Source organism: Nocardia sp. CDC160 (assembly GCF_035818795.1).
GTDB lineage: Bacteria > Actinomycetota > Actinomycetes > Mycobacteriales > Mycobacteriaceae > Nocardia.
This window is the reverse complement of the sequence record NZ_JAYKYT010000001.1, coordinates 1,156,932-1,172,422: the sequence shown is the minus strand read 5'-3', so window position 1 is coordinate 1,172,422 and position 15,491 is coordinate 1,156,932. Positions and strand designations below refer to the sequence as shown.

14 protein-coding genes are annotated in these 15,491 nt (G+C 66.8%); 4 read left to right on the top strand and 10 right to left on the bottom strand.

What is annotated here, in order from left to right:
• The first annotated feature begins 53 nt into the window (after positions 1-53).
• On the top strand, positions 54-1,031 hold the full coding sequence (locus tag VMT40_RS05260; protein WP_326356796.1) for an alpha/beta hydrolase: 978 nt from the start codon (positions 54-56) through the stop codon (positions 1,029-1,031).
• A gap of 133 nt (positions 1,032-1,164) precedes the next feature.
• On the opposite strand, the gene VMT40_RS05255 is transcribed toward VMT40_RS05260, so the two are convergent.
• Positions 1,165-1,869, bottom strand: coding sequence for a hypothetical protein (locus VMT40_RS05255; protein ID WP_326356795.1), 705 nt, complete (start codon positions 1,867-1,869; stop codon positions 1,165-1,167).
• Positions 1,870-2,304: 435 nt separating this feature from the next.
• Here VMT40_RS05255 and rfbB point away from each other — a divergent pair, with 435 nt between their 5' ends.
• On the top strand, positions 2,305-3,309 hold the full coding sequence (rfbB, locus tag VMT40_RS05250; RefSeq protein ID WP_326356794.1) for a dTDP-glucose 4,6-dehydratase: 1,005 nt from the start codon (positions 2,305-2,307) through the stop codon (positions 3,307-3,309).
• Here the strand turns inward: rfbB and VMT40_RS05245 are convergent.
• From VMT40_RS05245 to VMT40_RS05235, 3 genes are read right to left on the bottom strand one after another with little or no spacing between them, the layout of a single operon-like run.
• Positions 3,306-4,325, bottom strand: coding sequence for a hypothetical protein (locus VMT40_RS05245; protein ID WP_326357204.1), 1,020 nt, complete (start codon positions 4,323-4,325; stop codon positions 3,306-3,308). The two genes, rfbB and VMT40_RS05245, sit on opposite strands and share 4 nt — an antisense overlap.
• Positions 4,326-4,374: 49 nt before the next feature.
• A complete protein-coding gene (locus VMT40_RS05240) occupies positions 4,375-5,937 on the bottom strand; it encodes a DUF2142 domain-containing protein (protein ID WP_326356793.1) in 1,563 nt (520 codons plus the stop codon).
• Between the two features lie 50 nt (positions 5,938-5,987).
• Positions 5,988-6,947, bottom strand: coding sequence for a glycosyltransferase (locus VMT40_RS05235; RefSeq protein WP_326356792.1), 960 nt, complete (start codon positions 6,945-6,947; stop codon positions 5,988-5,990).
• 97 nt (positions 6,948-7,044) lie between these two features.
• Between VMT40_RS05235 and VMT40_RS05230 the strand changes: the two genes are divergently transcribed.
• Both VMT40_RS05230 and VMT40_RS05225 read left to right on the top strand, forming a co-directional pair.
• The gene (locus tag VMT40_RS05230) at positions 7,045-7,542 is read left to right on the top strand and encodes a GtrA family protein (RefSeq protein ID WP_326356791.1); all 498 of its coding nucleotides are present in this window, start codon (positions 7,045-7,047) and stop codon (positions 7,540-7,542) included.
• Between the two features lie 141 nt (positions 7,543-7,683).
• A complete protein-coding gene (locus tag VMT40_RS05225) occupies positions 7,684-9,576 on the top strand; it encodes a glycosyltransferase (RefSeq protein ID WP_326356790.1) in 1,893 nt (630 codons plus the stop codon).
• A gap of 58 nt (positions 9,577-9,634) precedes the next feature.
• Here VMT40_RS05225 and VMT40_RS05220 read toward each other — a convergent pair whose 3' ends face one another.
• From VMT40_RS05220 to VMT40_RS05195, 6 genes are all read right to left on the bottom strand, one after another.
• Positions 9,635-10,483: an SDR family oxidoreductase gene (locus VMT40_RS05220; RefSeq protein ID WP_326356789.1), complete on the bottom strand. Its 849-nt coding sequence runs from the start codon at positions 10,481-10,483 to the stop codon at positions 9,635-9,637.
• Positions 10,484-10,634: 151 nt separating this feature from the next.
• Positions 10,635-11,741 (bottom strand): ribosome small subunit-dependent GTPase A, encoded by a 1,107-nt coding sequence (rsgA, locus tag VMT40_RS05215; protein WP_326356788.1) that lies wholly within the window; start codon positions 11,739-11,741, stop codon positions 10,635-10,637.
• A 223-nt stretch (positions 11,742-11,964) separates the two neighbouring features.
• Complete coding sequence (gene glfT1 / locus VMT40_RS05210) at positions 11,965-12,888, bottom strand: galactofuranosyltransferase GlfT1 (protein WP_326356787.1); 924 nt, start codon at positions 12,886-12,888, stop codon at positions 11,965-11,967.
• Positions 12,885-13,706, bottom strand: a complete 822-nt coding sequence (wzt, locus tag VMT40_RS05205) for a galactan export ABC transporter ATP-binding subunit Wzt/RfbE (protein WP_326310191.1) — start codon at positions 13,704-13,706, stop codon at positions 12,885-12,887. The genes glfT1 and wzt overlap by 4 nt, the downstream gene beginning before the upstream one ends.
• A gap of 7 nt (positions 13,707-13,713) precedes the next feature.
• Positions 13,714-14,547 (bottom strand): galactan export ABC transporter permease subunit Wzm/RfbD, encoded by an 834-nt coding sequence (gene wzm / locus VMT40_RS05200; protein WP_326356786.1) that lies wholly within the window; start codon positions 14,545-14,547, stop codon positions 13,714-13,716.
• A 152-nt stretch (positions 14,548-14,699) separates the two neighbouring features.
• On the bottom strand, positions 14,700-15,296 hold the full coding sequence (locus VMT40_RS05195) for a bacterial proteasome activator family protein (RefSeq protein WP_326356785.1): 597 nt from the start codon (positions 15,294-15,296) through the stop codon (positions 14,700-14,702).
• Between the last annotated feature and the right edge of the window lie 195 nt (positions 15,297-15,491).

Sequence of the window (15,491 nt, the reverse complement as noted above, 5' to 3'; positions counted from 1 at the left end):
TCGGTCTCTTCCGGACGAACGGCTCGGCGCGCCAACAACGAGGTAGGTGCGCGATGACTCACGACACGCCCGTCCAGAACCCCGACCGGACCAGCGCCGCCGCGCGCAGCCTGACAGTCTTCTCCCGCACCGTGATCCGGCCCGCCGGTGACCGCGCGACGGTCACCGTGGGCTCGATGCCGGTGGTCAACGCCGTCATCAACGGCCTGGCCAGACTGCGCCCGAACCCACGCGGGGTGGAACGGGAGGAAGTGCGGCTGAAGGGCTTCCGCATCGAGATCGTTCGGCCCGCCGGTGCCAGCAGGTCGCTGCGCGACGGCGCGGTGCTCTACATGCACGGCGGCGGCTTCTTCCTGTGCGGGCTCGACACCCATCGCCCGGTGGTCGCGGCGCTGGCCCGGCGCACCGGGCTGCCGGTGGTGAGCGTGGAATACCGGCAGCTGCCGAAGACCGATATCAGCGGATCCGTCGAGGACTGCCTGACCGCCTACAAATGGCTACTGGCGCACGGCGTTCCGGCCGCGCGCGTGGTGTTCGCCGGTGACTCCGCGGGCGGCTACATGACCTTCGCCACCGCCCTGCGCGCCCGCGACACCGGACTCCCCGTCCCCGCCGGGCTGGTGGGCCTGAGCCCCGCGCTCGATCTGGACTGCACCGAGAAGCGCGCCCACCCCAACTACCGCCGCGACGCCCTGATTCCGTTGTCCGCCTTGGAATCCGTCGTGAAGATCGGCGCGGAGGTCGACGGCCGACTGGATCCGCGGATGTCGCCGGTCAACCATGTGCTCGCGGGACTGCCGCCCGCGCTGCTCATCATCGCCGAGGACGAGGTGCTGCGGCACGACAGCGAGATCATGGCCCAGCGCCTGGCCCAGTCGGGCGTGCCCGCCACCCTCGAGATCTGGCGCGGGCAGGTGCACGCCTTCCCCGCGATCTTCCCGAACATGCCCGAGAGCCGGGCCGCCCTGGCGCATGTGGCGCGGTTCGTGCGCGAGCGGATGGCGGCCGAGCAGATCGCTCGCACCGCGTAATCGGTTCGATCACAGCGTGATTGATGATGTGGGGCTCGGGGCGCAGACCTCGGGCCCCACATCTGCTCCCGGACAAGCGAAACCCCCGCCCGGCTGACCCGGGCGGGGGTTTCGTAGAGCTGCGGTCCGCGAATTACTTGGCGGAGATGTGCGGCTCGTTGATGGTCGAGAAGTACTGGATCGCGGCGGCGATGGCGACCGGCGCGGTCACGAAGATCTGACCGGCCAGGGTGCCCAGGAAGCCGACGGTGGCGGCACCGAGGATGCAGCCACCGAGCGGGCCGAGGCCGAACAGAGTGGCCAGCGCACCGGTCGCGACAAGACCCACGGCAACACCCGCGACACAGCCGACAGCCGCGCCGCCGATACCACCGACCAGGGTGCCGATGGTGGCACCGGTGGAAATGGTGTCCTTCATGCGGTTCCAGGCGGCCTGCTCACGGTCGTAGTCCGACTTCCACGGAGCCTGGTCCTCGTAGGGCAGCGCGACGTCCTTGACCGGTGTGTAGGCCGCGTGCTCCATGTCGTACTGCGGGGTCAGGGTCGCGGTGTTGCCGGAGATGTCCGCAGCGATCGGGAAGGTGAAGTCGTCCACCCGGAAGGACAGCGGCATGCTCGCGACGACGGTGCCGTTGGCAGCCTTGATCTCGAAGGTGCCGTTGTCGTTCACCAGCGACCCGGCATCGGTGCGCAGGACCGTGCTCTTGTCAGTGGTGGTGACCGCGTAGTCGATCGGCGCGTTCGCGTCGGCCGCGGGGGCGGCGTTGACGGTGCCAGCGGTGACGGCCAGAGCGGCGGTCACCAGCGCCGCGGTGGCGGCGAATTTCCTCATCAGCATTGTCTAGAAACCTCATCGAAGAGCTCGGGGGGACAACACGAATCGAAATGGAGGACAGCTAACGAGCGGTGAACCCATCGTGACCGTTCGTTCAAATTTTGTTCACCATCAGGATCGTGCGGTCTGCAAGGTAGTGGAAAACCACTGCCTGCGAAAGGTTTTCGCGCGTATATCTGATCAGGCTGATCGTTACCTGAGAACCAGAGTGTGACGAAGGTCACACCTTTGGCTTGCAAAGTCGTGACCATTCCTCCGCGAATGTCACGGTGAGGACACCAAATACCGACATTTCGACCAGGCGTTAGCCCTTCAATTAAGTACATATGTTTCAACCGGATGACCGATTCCGCGCACGTCGAGAGTCGGTTTGGTGTAAAGAAGGCAACTTCCCCGACCCGACGTCGGCGGCCGCCCCGGCCGACGTAATGTTTCGGTGTGCGACTGCTCGTAACCGGAGGTGCCGGGTTCATCGGCGCGAACTTCGTCCATCAGACCGTGACCACGCGTCCGGGTGTGCACGTGACCGTGCTGGACAAACTCACCTATGCGGGTAACCGCGCCTCGCTCGACCCGGTCGCGGACCGAATCGAGTTCGTGCACGGCGATGTCGCCGACACCGCCCTGGTGGATCGCCTGGTCGGCGGTGTGGACGCGGTCGTGCATTTCGCCGCCGAATCGCACAATGACAATTCGCTGGCCGACCCCTGGCCGTTTGTCCAGACCAATATCATCGGCACCTATTCGCTACTCCAGGCGGTGCGCCGACACCAGGTGCGCTACCACCACATCTCCACCGACGAGGTGTACGGCGACCTGGAACTCGACGCCCCCAAGGCATTCGACGAGAGCACGCCCTACAACCCGTCGAGTCCCTATTCGGCCAGCAAGGCCTCGAGCGACATGCTGGTCCGCGCGTGGGTGCGGTCGTTCGGGGTGCGGGCCACAATCTCCAACTGCTCCAACAACTATGGGCCCTACCAGCACGTGGAGAAGTTCATCCCGCGCCAGATCACCAACCTCATCGACGGGGTGCGGCCGCGGCTCTACGGCAGCGGCCACCAGGTGCGCGACTGGATTCACGTGGACGATCACAACAGCGCGGTGTGGGAGATCCTGGAGCGCGGGCGCATCGGGCAGACCTACCTGATCGGCGCGGATGGCGAGCGCGACAACAAGTCCGTGGTCGAGATGATCCTGGCGGCATTCGGCCGCGCGCCCGACGACTTCGACCACGTCACCGACCGTCCGGGCCACGATCTGCGCTACGCCATCGACTCCTCGCTACTGCGCACCGAACTCGGCTGGGAACCGCGCTATCGCGATTTCGGCGAGGGCCTCGCCGCCACCGTCGCCTGGTACCGCGACAACGAATCCTGGTGGCGCCCACAGAAAGCCGCCACCGAATCGGCCTACGCCGCCGCGGGCGAACGGGTCCTCTAGGACCAGCCCCGGCGGTAGTCCGCCCAATCCTGTTCGGTGGCAGCGAAATCCACATACAGCGCGACGCCGAAGGAGCGACGACCGCGGTCGGTGCGCGCCAAACCTACACGGACACCGCGGATTCCGGCCGCCACCGTTTCGGCCGCCGCGTGGTGTCCGAGATCGTCGGTCCGGAAGGCGGGCAGGCCCATCAGCAGATCCACCGTGGCCGGGGTGGCCTGGAGGGCGAGAGTGGTTTGTTGGGCGACATATCCGCCGTAGAGGGAACGGGTCGGCATGGCGGTGTCATAGGACATCACGGCGATTTGGTCGACGCGCCGCGCCACCTGCGCGAAATAGTCTTGCGACCACCATTTCCCATGATCGAACAGCGCCACTCCGACCGAATGCAATCCGGGTAGCGGATCGATAACCGGAGCGGAAACCGACAGTAGCGAGTGGCGGGCCGAAGTGACCGCGCGCACTTGCTCGAGGAGGGCGATATAGCCGCTCGATCCGGAGCGCACCGGCTCGAAATCGAAGTGAATGCCGTCGAATCCGAGATCGAGGACCTGGGACGATGTCATGACAACACGATCGCGCGTCCCCGGATCACCGGTATTCAGCCCGTCGAATTCGGGTGTGAGCAAATCTCCGAGCCAGGCCTGCACCCGAATTCCGGGCAGTGTGCGGTGCACGGCGTCGATGAACCATCGGGCCCGTGGATACAGCTCCGCGCGCAGTGTGCCGTCATTGTCGAGCGGCCCGGTGTGGACGTACAGATCCTTGATTCCGGTCCCGGCCAGCCGAATTCCCAGCTCGGCGATATCGGTGTCGCTTTTGCGTCCGTCGACCCAGGCGTGACCGAGCCAGAGCGCGTCTCGTCCGCGGGTCCGGGCATCGTCCCGCAGGGTTCCGGAATCCTCGAGCCGCAGATAGATTGCGGCCGTGGCGACCGGCGTGAGCGCCAGGCAGGCAATGACCAGCAACCCCAAGGCTATTCGCCGGTGGCGGCCCTTTCGCCGCCACCACCCCATCCCCACCAAGCGCATGCTAGCGGCGGATTCGGTGTCCGGCGAGCCGGTTTCAGCCCCAGACGATGGTCGAGTACTTGACCACCGCCGCGATGAGCGCGACCGAGGTGGCGGCCACCACGGTGATCGCCGCGCCCCGCGTCGGGAAGCGACCGGCGGCGTCGGTGAGCCGCACGGGCATCCAGCGCAACAGCACGGCCAGGGCCAGCAGCGCCAGCGGCACGAAGTATCGGCCCTGCACGCCGTCGATGATGAAGTAGCCGACCGGTGTGAAGGACATATACAGCGTCACGTAGATCATGGCCACGCTGGCGACCACCGTCAGCAGCACCAGCCAGGTGTTCAGGCGGTTCGCGCCGCGGGGCGAGAAGCGCTCGGCCGCACCGACGCTCACGGCGAAGGCCAGCAGGCTCGCCAGGATGGTCAGCGCGGGCACCTCCACGTAGGAGAAACCGAGCTCACCGAAGAACTGGACGAACCAGTGCTGGTCGCGGCGCGCGATGCTGTCGCCGAACACCCGCACGAAATGGCCGGGATCGGCGAGGATGCCGTGCAGCTGATCACCCGGACGGACGCTGCCCCAATCCTTCTTGGGCCGCATGAGGCTCATGCCGTCGCCGGTCGGCGCGGCGATCTTCATCCATACCGCGAACGCGACGGCACCGATCCCCGCGGCCGCCCACGGCAGCACCCGCTGCCACGGCGCGACCCGCTCGGCGGCCCCGAAACCGAAGCGCCGCGCGGGAATCAGCACGGTCAGCATGGCGATCAGCACATAGGTCGGCTTGCACACCGGCAGCAGGACGGTGGCGGCCAGCGCGGCCACCGTCTCCGGCTTGGTCAGTCGCTCGCCCAGGAACAGACCCTTGACCACCAGCGCCGACACCAGCAGCGCCAGCGCGTTGGTGACGGTGTCCGCGGTGACGGTCCCGGCCTGGAACAGCGCGATGGGCAGCACCGCGATGGTGAATGCCAGCCACTGCACCCGATGTCCGCGCAGCACGCGCAGCGCGAAGCCGACGATCAGCAGGTACGCGAGGAGCCCCGCCCACCGGGTGGCCAGCACCATCCCGCCCGCGTTCAGGTCGAGGGCCTCCGCGATCCGAATACCCAGCGCCGGAGGCACATACGGGACGGGGGAGTAGGCGGCGGTATTGGTGAACCAGACCTGCTTGGTGTCGGAGGTGGACACCGCCGCCGCGCCGAGCCGGTCGTACACGTGCGGATCCGCGACCATGGGATCCTGCTCGTCGTCGCGATCGCGCTGGTAGTCGTTGAAGGCGTAGCTCATCAGCGCGTCGATGCTGACGGGCACGTCGCCGCCCCACGCGGGCCCGCGGTCGTCGTGGATCTTCTCCGGCAGGAACCCGCCGTGCGCGACCTGATAGGCCCGGCCGAACTGGGTGATCTCGTCGTGTCCCCAGAACGGCGGCGTGAGCACCGACCACACCGCGCCGAAAATGCCCGCGACCAGCACGAAAATCAGTGCCGCCGAGCCGAACCGGCGCTCGATACCGATCACCGCGCGCCGCAGGGCGGACCGGGGTTCGGGCGCGGCGGCCGGGATCTTCTCCGGCGCCGCGAGGGCCGGATTCTCGTTCGCTTCGGTAACCACGATGTCCGATTCTGCTTTGCCGTTCGGTTTCTGTCCGGCAAGCTCCACGGTCATCGCGTCGGACCGGCCGCGTTGTCCTCGCCGACCGCGGAATAACGCAGGTACATCAGGCGAGCTGCCTCGTGCCGGGAGCGGCGGATGCCGTCCAGGATGAGACCGGCGGTCCAGGCCAGGCTGCCCAGGAGCAGCAGCGTGAAGCCGAGGAATAACGTCGGGAACCGCGGGACGGTGTGCGTCCGATAGAACTCGACCACGATCGGCGTGATCAGGATGACCGAGACGAGCCAGGCCAGCGTGCCGAACAGGCCGTAGAAGGCGACCGGTCGCTCGTGCCGGGCCAGGCCGATGATCAGGCGCAGGATCTTGAAGCCGTCGCTGTAGGTGCGCAGCTTGGACTCGCTGCCCGCGGGCCGATCACGGAAACCGACCGGCACGGCCGTCTGCGGGACCCGCAGGTGCTGCGAGTGCACGGTCAGCTCGGTCTCGATCTCGAATTCGCGCGACACGGCCGGGAAGGACTTCACGAAACGCCGGGAGAAGACCCGGTAGCCGCTGAGCATGTCCTCGACGTTCTCGCCGAAGACCTTGCCCACCACGCCATTGAGCACCTTGTTGCCGGTCTCGTGGCCCGCGCGGTAGGCCGACCCGGCCTCGATCTCGCGGCGCACGCCCAGCACGTGGTCGTAGGGACCCTCGAGCAGGGTCTTGATCATCTCGGGGGCCGCGGCCGCGTCATAGGTGTCATCGCCGTCGACCATGAGGTACACGTCGGCCTCGATATCGGCGAAGGCGCGGCGGACCACATTGCCCTTGCCCTTGCGGTTCTCGGTGCGCACGATCGCACCGGCCGCGCGCGCCTTCTCGGCGGTGGCGTCGGTGCTCAGATTGTCGTAGACGTAGACGACAATGCCCGGGACGGCGGCCTTCAGGTCGGTCACGACCTTCGCGACGGCGGCCTCTTCGTTGTGGCACGGCACAATGGCGGCAATACGAAGCTCGGTGGAGTCCACCCGGTCAATCCTCTGATCGGAGGCGAATATGAACACCGGGAGGGTACCCGACCTTGACGGGAATATGGATGCGGCGGGGTTGGGGTACCGTCGGCCGGTGTCTGCGAACGAGTCCACCGCGGTGAGCGACCAACCGCCGAATCCGTCCTTGACCGGCAAGATCAGGGGACTGCTGCAGCGGGGCGGCGCGTTCCTGGTGGTCGGGGCGATCGGATTCGTCGTCGACGCGGGCACCTACAACCTGCTGGTCTTCCTCGGCGGCGAGGGCCCGCTGTTCCATGCCCCGCTGGTCGCCAAGATCATTTCCATTGGCGTGGCCACCGTGGTCACCTATTTCGGCAACAAGTGGTGGACCTACTCCGACCACGAGGGCGATACCGGGGCGCGGCACATCCTCATCTACGCGGTGTTGAATGTGTTGGCCATCGGACTGCAACTCGGGTGTCTCGGCTTTTCACGGTACGTTCTCGGACTGGACAGTCCGTTGGCGGACAACGTTTCCGGGACGCTCATCGGTCAAGCGGTGGCCATGGGGTTCCGATTCTGGGCCTACGGGAAATTCGTCTTCACGCGAACACCCGAAAACGATCGTTAGCGCGGGTTCGCGCTGCCCGCGCCATTCACGATTGATATTCTCGGCCCGCCGAGCAAGACAGTGCCCGTCCAGCCAGACAGTGGCGGTGCGACCACGTCGGATGAGCCGGTGTCTCAGTATTCAAAGGATGTCGAGGGATTCATGGATGCGTCGGCTGGCCAGGCCGTGACCGAAACCGAGGACCGCAAGAGCGAGGCAGCTCCGGCGACCCTGCGCGCGGAGCACGCCGCGCCGGAGCGTCTGGTGCTGGCGCGGGGCATCTTCACCGGGCCCGCGCCCAAGATCAGCGATGAGCTGTACGCGGTGGCCAAGGGCAAGGTGAGCCGGGAGCGGCAGACCCTGCGCCTGGAGAAGGGCGCGTCGGTCCACACCAATACCTACTTCGGGCGCTTCGCCGCCGCCTACTGGCAGCGCTGGACCTCCGTCACCGAGGTCGAGGTGGGCATGACCCTCGAGGTGAGCGGCAAGGTGCGGATTCGCTTGGCCGCCTCCGATATCGCGGGGCATCGCCGGGTGGTCGACACCGCGGTGGTCACCGAGACCGGCCGGGTGGCGCTGCGCGCGCCGCTGGACATGTACATCGACGGCGGCGCGATCTGGCTCGAGATCGAGGCCCTCGGCGGCGAGGCCGTGGTCACCGATCTGGCGTGGACCGCCGCCGCGCCCGAGCACGTGCGCCCGGTGGCCATCGCCATCTGTACCTTCAACCGGGCCCAGGATTGCGCCAATACCGTTGCGGCCCTGGCCTCCGACCCGACCGTGCTGTCGCTCATCGACGCGGTGTACGTGGTCGACCAGGGCACCGATCTGGTCCAGGATCAGGCGCTGTTCACCGAGACCCAGCCGCGCTTCGGCGACAAGCTGCGCTACATCCGGCAGCCGAATCTCGGTGGGGCGGGCGGTTTCACGCGCGGTCTCTACGAGGTGTCCGCGGCCAATGAGCACGCCGATGTCATCCTCATGGACGACGACATCCTGTGCGAGCCCGAAACCGTCCTGCGCCTCAACGCCTTCGCGAATCTGACCGTGGAACCCACCCTGGTGGGCGCGCAGATGCTGTTCCTGTTCAACCCCGACTACCTGAATGTCGGTGCGGAGGAAACGAATCTGGGCAAGCTGCGCCACGGCCAGAAGGTGGCCAAGGCGCTGCGCAACACCTCCATGCTCAAGAAGCATCAGGAACGCCGCGTGGACGCGGGCTACCAGGCCTGGTGGACCTGCCTGATCCCGGCCGAGGTGGTGAAGCGGATCGGGCTGCCGGTGCCGATCTTCTTCCAGTGGGACGACGTGGAATACGGCCTGCGCGCCCGGGAGCACGGTTTCGTGACCGTCACCCTCCCCAATGCCGCGGTGTGGCACGCCGACTTCTACTGGAAGGACTTCGACGACTGGGCGCGCTACTTCTCCTCGCGCAACTCGCTCATCGTGTCCTCGCTGCACCACGACCTGGACCCGAAAGCCATTACCCGCCAGCTGTTCCGGGAGATCGGCGAGTATCTGGTCGGCATGCAGTACGGCCTGGCCCACACCACCCTGCAGGGCATCGAGGACTACCTGAAGGGCCCGGAGATCCTGCGCGACGGCGGCATCGAGGCCCTGGCCAAGGCCCGCGGCTCCCGCTCCGACTATCCGGAGACCATCAAGCATCCGGCCGCCACCTCCCCGGTCCCCAACGCGCACCTGCACGTGCGCCGCGCGGGCGGCGAGCCCAGCCACCCGCTGCTGGTGCTCTACAAGCGCGCCCTCAACCAGTGGCTCGGCCGCACCATCCCGGGCCCGGTCGCGGTCACCCGCGAGGACGCCCACTGGTGGCACGTGGGTCTGTTCGACCACGTGGTCGTCACCGACGCCTCCCAGTCCGGCGTCCGAGTTCGCGTGCGCGACAAGGAAACCGCCCGCCGCCTGCTGCTGCGCACCTACCGGGTCCTCCGCCAACTCCGCAAGGACCTCCCGAACCTCCAGCGTCGCTGGCGCGCCGCCATGCCGGAACTGACCAGCCGCGAGAACTGGGAACGCCTCTACGGAATCGACTAGAGGCCAAGATATTCGACCGATCATGGCCCGGGACCGCGTGTCCCGGGCCATGGTTCGTTCAGAGGAACAGGTCGGTGGTGAGGGGGCCGTCGCCGGGGACCACGCGGTACTTGTCGAGATCCGTGATGCCGTGGGCGGCAAGGACTTCGTCGTCGATGAAGAAGTTGCCGGTGGTGTCCTTGGCGGGGGCGGTGAGCACCAGGTAGGCGGCGTCGGCGTAGATGTCAGGGGTGCGGGAGGTGGCGATCATCTCCTCGCCGCCGAGCAGGTTCTTCACCGCGGCGGTGGCGATGGTGGTGCGTGGCCACAGTGAGTTCACGCCGATGCCGTACTTGCGCAGCTCCTCGCTCAAACCCAGTGTGGTGAGCGACATTCCGTACTTGGCGATGGTGTAGCCCAGCGCCATGCCCGCCCACTTCGGGTCCAGATTGAGCGGCGGGGACAGGGTCAGGATGTGCGGGTTGCGCCCGGCTTCCGCGGATTCCCGCAGGGCCGGAATGCTCAGCTTGGACAGCAGGAAGCTGCCGCGGCAGTTGATGTCCTGCATGAGGTCGTACTTCTTCATGGGCAGCAGCTCGGTCGGGGAGATGTCGATGGCCGAGGCGTTGTTCACCACCATGTCGATGCCGCCGAACCGCTCCCGCGTCTGCCGCACCGCGTCCGCGACCGCCTCGTCATCGCGCACATCGCCGAGGTACTTCAGCACGGTCCCGCCCGCCGCCTCCAGCTCCGCCGCCGCGGTGTGAATGGTGCCGGGCAATTTCGGGTGTGGCGCATCGGTTTTGGCGATGAGGGTGATGTTCGCGCCGTCGGCCGCCGCCCGCTTGGCGATCTCCAGCCCGATCCCGCGACTCCCGCCCGACATGATCATGGTCCGACCCGCCAGCGGCCTCTGTGCTCCGGTCATGGATCCACTCCTCTTCTGCTGTTCGTCGCCCCGAATCCGATCATCCGCGCCCGGCTGAGCCGATGGGGCAGAAACTCTCGCATCTCGGACAGTAGGCGAGAAACCGCCTATATGCAACGAAGTGCATATAGGCGGTTTCGCTGTGCGCTACTCAGCGCTGCTTGCCGCGTTCCTTGTACATGCGGCGCTGGTTCTTGTTGATCTCTTTCCACGCCTTGGTCCGCTCGGCCCGCAGGCGGGCATCCGTGCGGGCGGACAGCCATTCGTTCTCGCGGGTGAGCTTGCGGTAGCTGTCGAGCCTGCGTTGCGGGAGTGTGCCCGCGTCGATGGCCGCGAGCACCGCGCAGCCGGGTTCGGTGCGGTGCGAGCAGTCGGTGAAACGGCACCGGGTGGCCAGGGATTCGACATCGCTGAAGGTGCGGCCCAGGCCCTCGGCGGCATCCCACAGGCCGATCGACCGCAGGCCCGGGGTGTCGATGAGGGTGCCGCCGCCGGGCAGCGGTCGCAGTTCGCGGTGCACGGTGGTGTGGCGGCCGCGTTGGTCGGCCGCGCGGACCGCGTTGGTGGCGAAGACCTCCGCGCCCAGCAGGGCATTGGCGAGCGTGGATTTGCCCGCTCCGGAGGGGCCGATCAGCGCGACGGTGCCGCGGAGCAGCGCGCCGAGCACATCCATGCCGACGCCCGCGGTGGCGCTGACCGCCAGCACGGTCACCCCGGGCGCGGCGGCCCGTACCTCCTCGAGCGGAATATCGTGCGCCAGATCGGCTTTGGTGAGCACCACGACCGGTTGCGCACCGGATTCCCAGGCCAGGGCGAGCAGTCGTTCGATGCGGCCGAGATCGACATCGCCGTCACCGGCGGTGCAGACCAGGACGGTGTCGACATTCGCGGCCAGCACCTGATGCGCGGAGCGGGCCCGGGCGTCGGGCTGTCCGGAGACCGCGGCGCGCACGATCGCGGTCCGGCGCGGCAGCAGGGCACGCACGGTGCGACCGCGATCGATGGCGACCCAGTCGCCGGTGCACAGTCCGCTGATCTCGGAATCGGATCGGGGGAGCTGGGCGCGGACGACCGTTGCCGTCAATCGGCTCTCGAGGACGAAGGGGGTGGGAAGCGGTGCGGCGATATCGCATTCGCTGCGATCCATGCGGATCACGCGGGCCGGAATCAGATCGTCACCGAGCAGGGGCGAGTAGTCGGCGGCGAGGTCGGAGTTCCAGCCGAAGGGTACGAGCAGGTCGAAATCGACCGAAGACATGGGGGAGTCCTTTGACGGGCCGAGCCCGAATCACGGACTCAGCGAGGGGAATTCGAGATGGATACGCGGCGGGCGACCACGCGCCCGGGCACGACAATCCGCACTGTCGTCGTCACGAAATCCACCTCCCATCTCTCCTCACGCGGTCACCGAGGTAACCGCTCCCAACAAGAACGGGGACAACCTTGTCAGGCTGTCCCCGTTGTCGCAACGCATTTTTCGTTCAGTTCTTGGGCTTGTCGAACTGCTCGCGGCGTCCCATGCGTTGCAGGCGTAGCCACTCCATGAGCCCGGCCGGATCCTTCTGCTGTACCAGGAAGAACCACCCGAACCGGGCGACCTCCTGCGGCAACAGCTTTCGCATGCCCGGCTGGGCCATCAGGTATCCGCGGTTGCGGTAGGTGAAGTGTCGCTTGACCGGATCGTCCGGGTACTGGGTGTGCATGCGCCCGCCCAGGATCGGCTTGAATTCGGCGGAACCGTTCGGGTGCAGGTAGGCGGTCTGTAGGCAGGTGCCGAACGGCAGACCCGAGCGCACGAGTCGCCGGTGCACCTCCACCTCGTCGCCGCGCACGAACAGTCGCAGATCCGGTACGCCGATCTTGTCCACGGCCTCCGCGGAGACCAGCGCGCCGTTGAACAGCGAGGCGATGCCGGGTAGGAAGTCCTCGTCGCCGAGCTCCGAGCGCAGTCGTCGCCACACCACACCCCGACGCAGCGGGAAGGCCAACCGGTCGGGATCGTCGATATCGGCCACCACCGGCGACACCTCGACCAGCTGATGCCGCTTGGCGCAATCGAACAGCGTGGCAAGAACTTCCGGCCCCTCGGGCCGCCCGTCGTCATCGGCCAGCCACACCCAGTCCGCGCCCATGGTGAGCGCGTGCAGCATGCCGAGCGCGAAACCGCCCGCGCCGCCGAGATTGTGCTCCGAACCCAGATACGTCGTTTCGATCGGCTGCTGCTTGACCAACTCCCCGACCTCGGCCTCATTGCCGTTGTCCACCACGATCAAATGGTCGACCGGCCGGGTCTGGCTACAGAGCACCTTCAGCGACTCGGCCAGCAGGTCCCGGCGTTTGTGCGTGACCACGATGGCGACAATGCGCGCATCGTCGCCATAGACGGGGGTGGACTTCTCACTCATGCGGGATTCCGTTCCGGTTCACGTTCACGTTCCAGATCCCGCAGCACCTGCGCCACGTGATCACCCGCCTCCGGGCCCTCGTAGGCTCGCACGACTTCCTCGATTCCACCGTGCATCCGCACGTTGCCGTGGTCGATCCAGAGAGCGGAATCACACAGTTGCGCCAGGAATTCATTGGAGTGCGAGGCGAATACCAGAATGCCGGAGCGGGACACCAGTTCCTGCAGGCGGGTTCGCGCCTTCTTCATGAACTCCGCGTCCACCGCGCCGATGCCCTCGTCGAGCAGCAGGATCTCCGGATCGATGGAGGTCACCACGCCCATGGCCAGGCGGACCCGCATGCCGGTGGAGTAGGTGCGCAGCGGCATCTCCAAATAGTCGCCGAGCTCGGTGAATTCGGCGATCTCATCGATCTTGGCGAGCATCTGCTTGCGCGTCTGCCCGAGAAACAGTCCACGAATGATGATGTTGTCGTACCCGGAAATCTCCGGATCCATGCCGACACCGAGATCGAAGACCGGCGCCACGCGGCCGCGAATGCGCGCGCTGCCGCGGGTCGGTTCGTAAATACCCGAAAGCAGGCGCAGCAGCGTGGATTTGCCCGCGCCATTGTGGCCGACCAACCCGACCCGGTCGCCCTCCTTCAGCGACAGGTTGATGTCGCGCAGCGCCTCGACCACCACCACGTCGGACTGATTGCGTCCGATCGCGCCGCCGGCCTTGCCCATGAACGCCTTCTTCAGCGAGCGGGACTTGGCGTCGAAGATCGGGAACTCCACCCACGCGTTCTGGGTTTCGATACTCACATGGTCGGTCATTGAGCCTTCACACCCAGTAGGGGACGCGGGAACGGAACTGCTTCATGGCCAGCACGGCGACGGCCCAGCCGACCACCGTAATGGCCAGCACCACGATCCAGGAGGTCAGCGGCTGCGGCTCGCCCAGCAGGGGCGCGCGCACGATCTCCAGATAATGGTAGGTCGGAACCAGCTCGACCAGCCGGGCCCGCTCGCTGACCGTGCCGCCCTGATCGTGCAGCGACTTGGTGCTCCACATGACCGGCGTCAGCACGAAGAGCATGAGCGTCATGCTGCCCAGGATCGGCGCGATATCGCGGTAGCGGGTGCTGAAGATGCCGAAGGCGATCGACACCCACATGGCATTGAGGAACAGCAGCAGGATGCCCGGAATCGCCAGGATGGCCGTCCAGTGCAGATCCCGCCAGACGCCGAAGCCCACCAGCATGACCGCGTAGATCACCAGGTTGTGCGCGAAGAACAGGAACTGCCGCCACACCAGGCGATACACGTGCACGCTCAGTGCCGACGGCAGCTGTTTGATCAGACCCTCATTGGCGATGAAGACATCCGAGCCCTCGAGAATGCTGGCATTGATCACATTCCAGACGATCAGACCGACCGTCACGTAGGGCAGATAGGTGTGCAGCGGCTGATGGAACAGGGTGGCGTAGAGGAAACCCATGGCCGCGGCCTGCACGCCGGTGGCGATGGTGATCCAGAACGGACCCAGCACCGAGCGGCGATACCGCTGCTTGATGTCCTGCCACCCGAGCGATAGCCACAGCTCACGCTGGCCGAATCCATCACGGAAGTCCTTGAACGCGCGACGGAACGTCTGGGAGTCCGACACTAGCGGCACGGGAGCATTGTCCGGTGTCGCCTCGGTGGCAACCGAGTCGGGGGGAGCAGCAGCAGGCACAGCTCCCGACCCTATCTAATTGCTACCGCGTTGCGGCGGGAACCTGCCGCCGACCCCGACAAATCAACGGCAGGCGTGTTCTCCGACACGGCTTACAGGTACTGCCCGCCGCCGGAGCTCTGCTGTCCGCGCGCGTCACCGCCGTGGCTCGCGCCCGGCGGGAGGGCCTGGCGCATTTGCTCGAGCTGCGCGCGGGCCGCCATCTGCTGGGCGAACAGGGCGGTCTGAATGCCGTGGAACAGGCCCTCGAGCCAACCCACCAACTGGGCCTGGGCAATCCGCAGTTCCGCGTCGGAGGGGACGGTGTCGTCGGTGAAGGGGAGGGCCAGCCGCTCGAGCTCCTCGCGCAGGTCGGGCGCGAGGCCGGTCTCCAGTTCGCGAATGGAGGTGCGGTGGATCTCGCGCAGGCGGGTGCGGGAGGCGTCGTCCAGCGGAGCGTGCCGGACCTCTTCGAGCAGCTGCTTGATCATGGTGCCGATGCGCATGACCTTCGCGGGCTGCTCGACCATGTCGGCGAGCGATTCACTCTCCCGCGAATCGTCCGATTGGCCCGAATCCCGGTCGCCGACAAGCTGTCCGGTGATCTCCACCGGCTCGCCGCCGATCTGCGCCGCCGCCGGAATGAACAGCGGCTTACCCTCGGGCCCGACTACGACAATGGATTCCGGAAGCCCATCCGATTGCGTCATGCCCCCATCCTGCCGAATCCGCGCCGCGGGCGCTAAGCGCCACCCCATTCGAAAGCATTCGGGAGCCAACGTGTAACTCGGGCGGCGCCCGGAACGAAGCCGTGGGTAGGTCGGACAGAGACGTCCGTCCGGTTTGTGCGGTAGACGCAGGTCGTCCCGATCCTCGGAGGTGCTTACCTCCCTACCGTTACCCAG

Bases quoted from the DNA above. Each gene is read 5' to 3' on its own strand.
- VMT40_RS05260 (WP_326356796.1), top strand. From the start codon at position 54: ATGACTCACGACACGCCCGTCCAGAACCCCGACCGGACCAGCGCCGCC.
- VMT40_RS05255 (WP_326356795.1), bottom strand. From the start codon at position 1,869: ATGCTGATGAGGAAATTCGCCGCCACCGCGGCGCTGGTGACCGCCGCT.
- VMT40_RS05245 (WP_326357204.1), bottom strand. From the start codon at position 4,325: ATGGGGTGGTGGCGGCGAAAGGGCCGCCACCGGCGAATAGCCTTGGGG.
- VMT40_RS05225 (WP_326356790.1), top strand. From the start codon at position 7,684: ATGGATGCGTCGGCTGGCCAGGCCGTGACCGAAACCGAGGACCGCAAG.
- VMT40_RS05220 (WP_326356789.1), bottom strand. From the start codon at position 10,483: ATGACCGGAGCACAGAGGCCGCTGGCGGGTCGGACCATGATCATGTCG.
- rsgA (WP_326356788.1), bottom strand. From the start codon at position 11,741: ATGTCTTCGGTCGATTTCGACCTGCTCGTACCCTTCGGCTGGAACTCC.
- glfT1 (WP_326356787.1), bottom strand. From the start codon at position 12,888: ATGAGTGAGAAGTCCACCCCCGTCTATGGCGACGATGCGCGCATTGTC.
- wzt (WP_326310191.1), bottom strand. From the start codon at position 13,706: ATGACCGACCATGTGAGTATCGAAACCCAGAACGCGTGGGTGGAGTTC.
- VMT40_RS05195 (WP_326356785.1), bottom strand. From the start codon at position 15,296: ATGACGCAATCGGATGGGCTTCCGGAATCCATTGTCGTAGTCGGGCCC.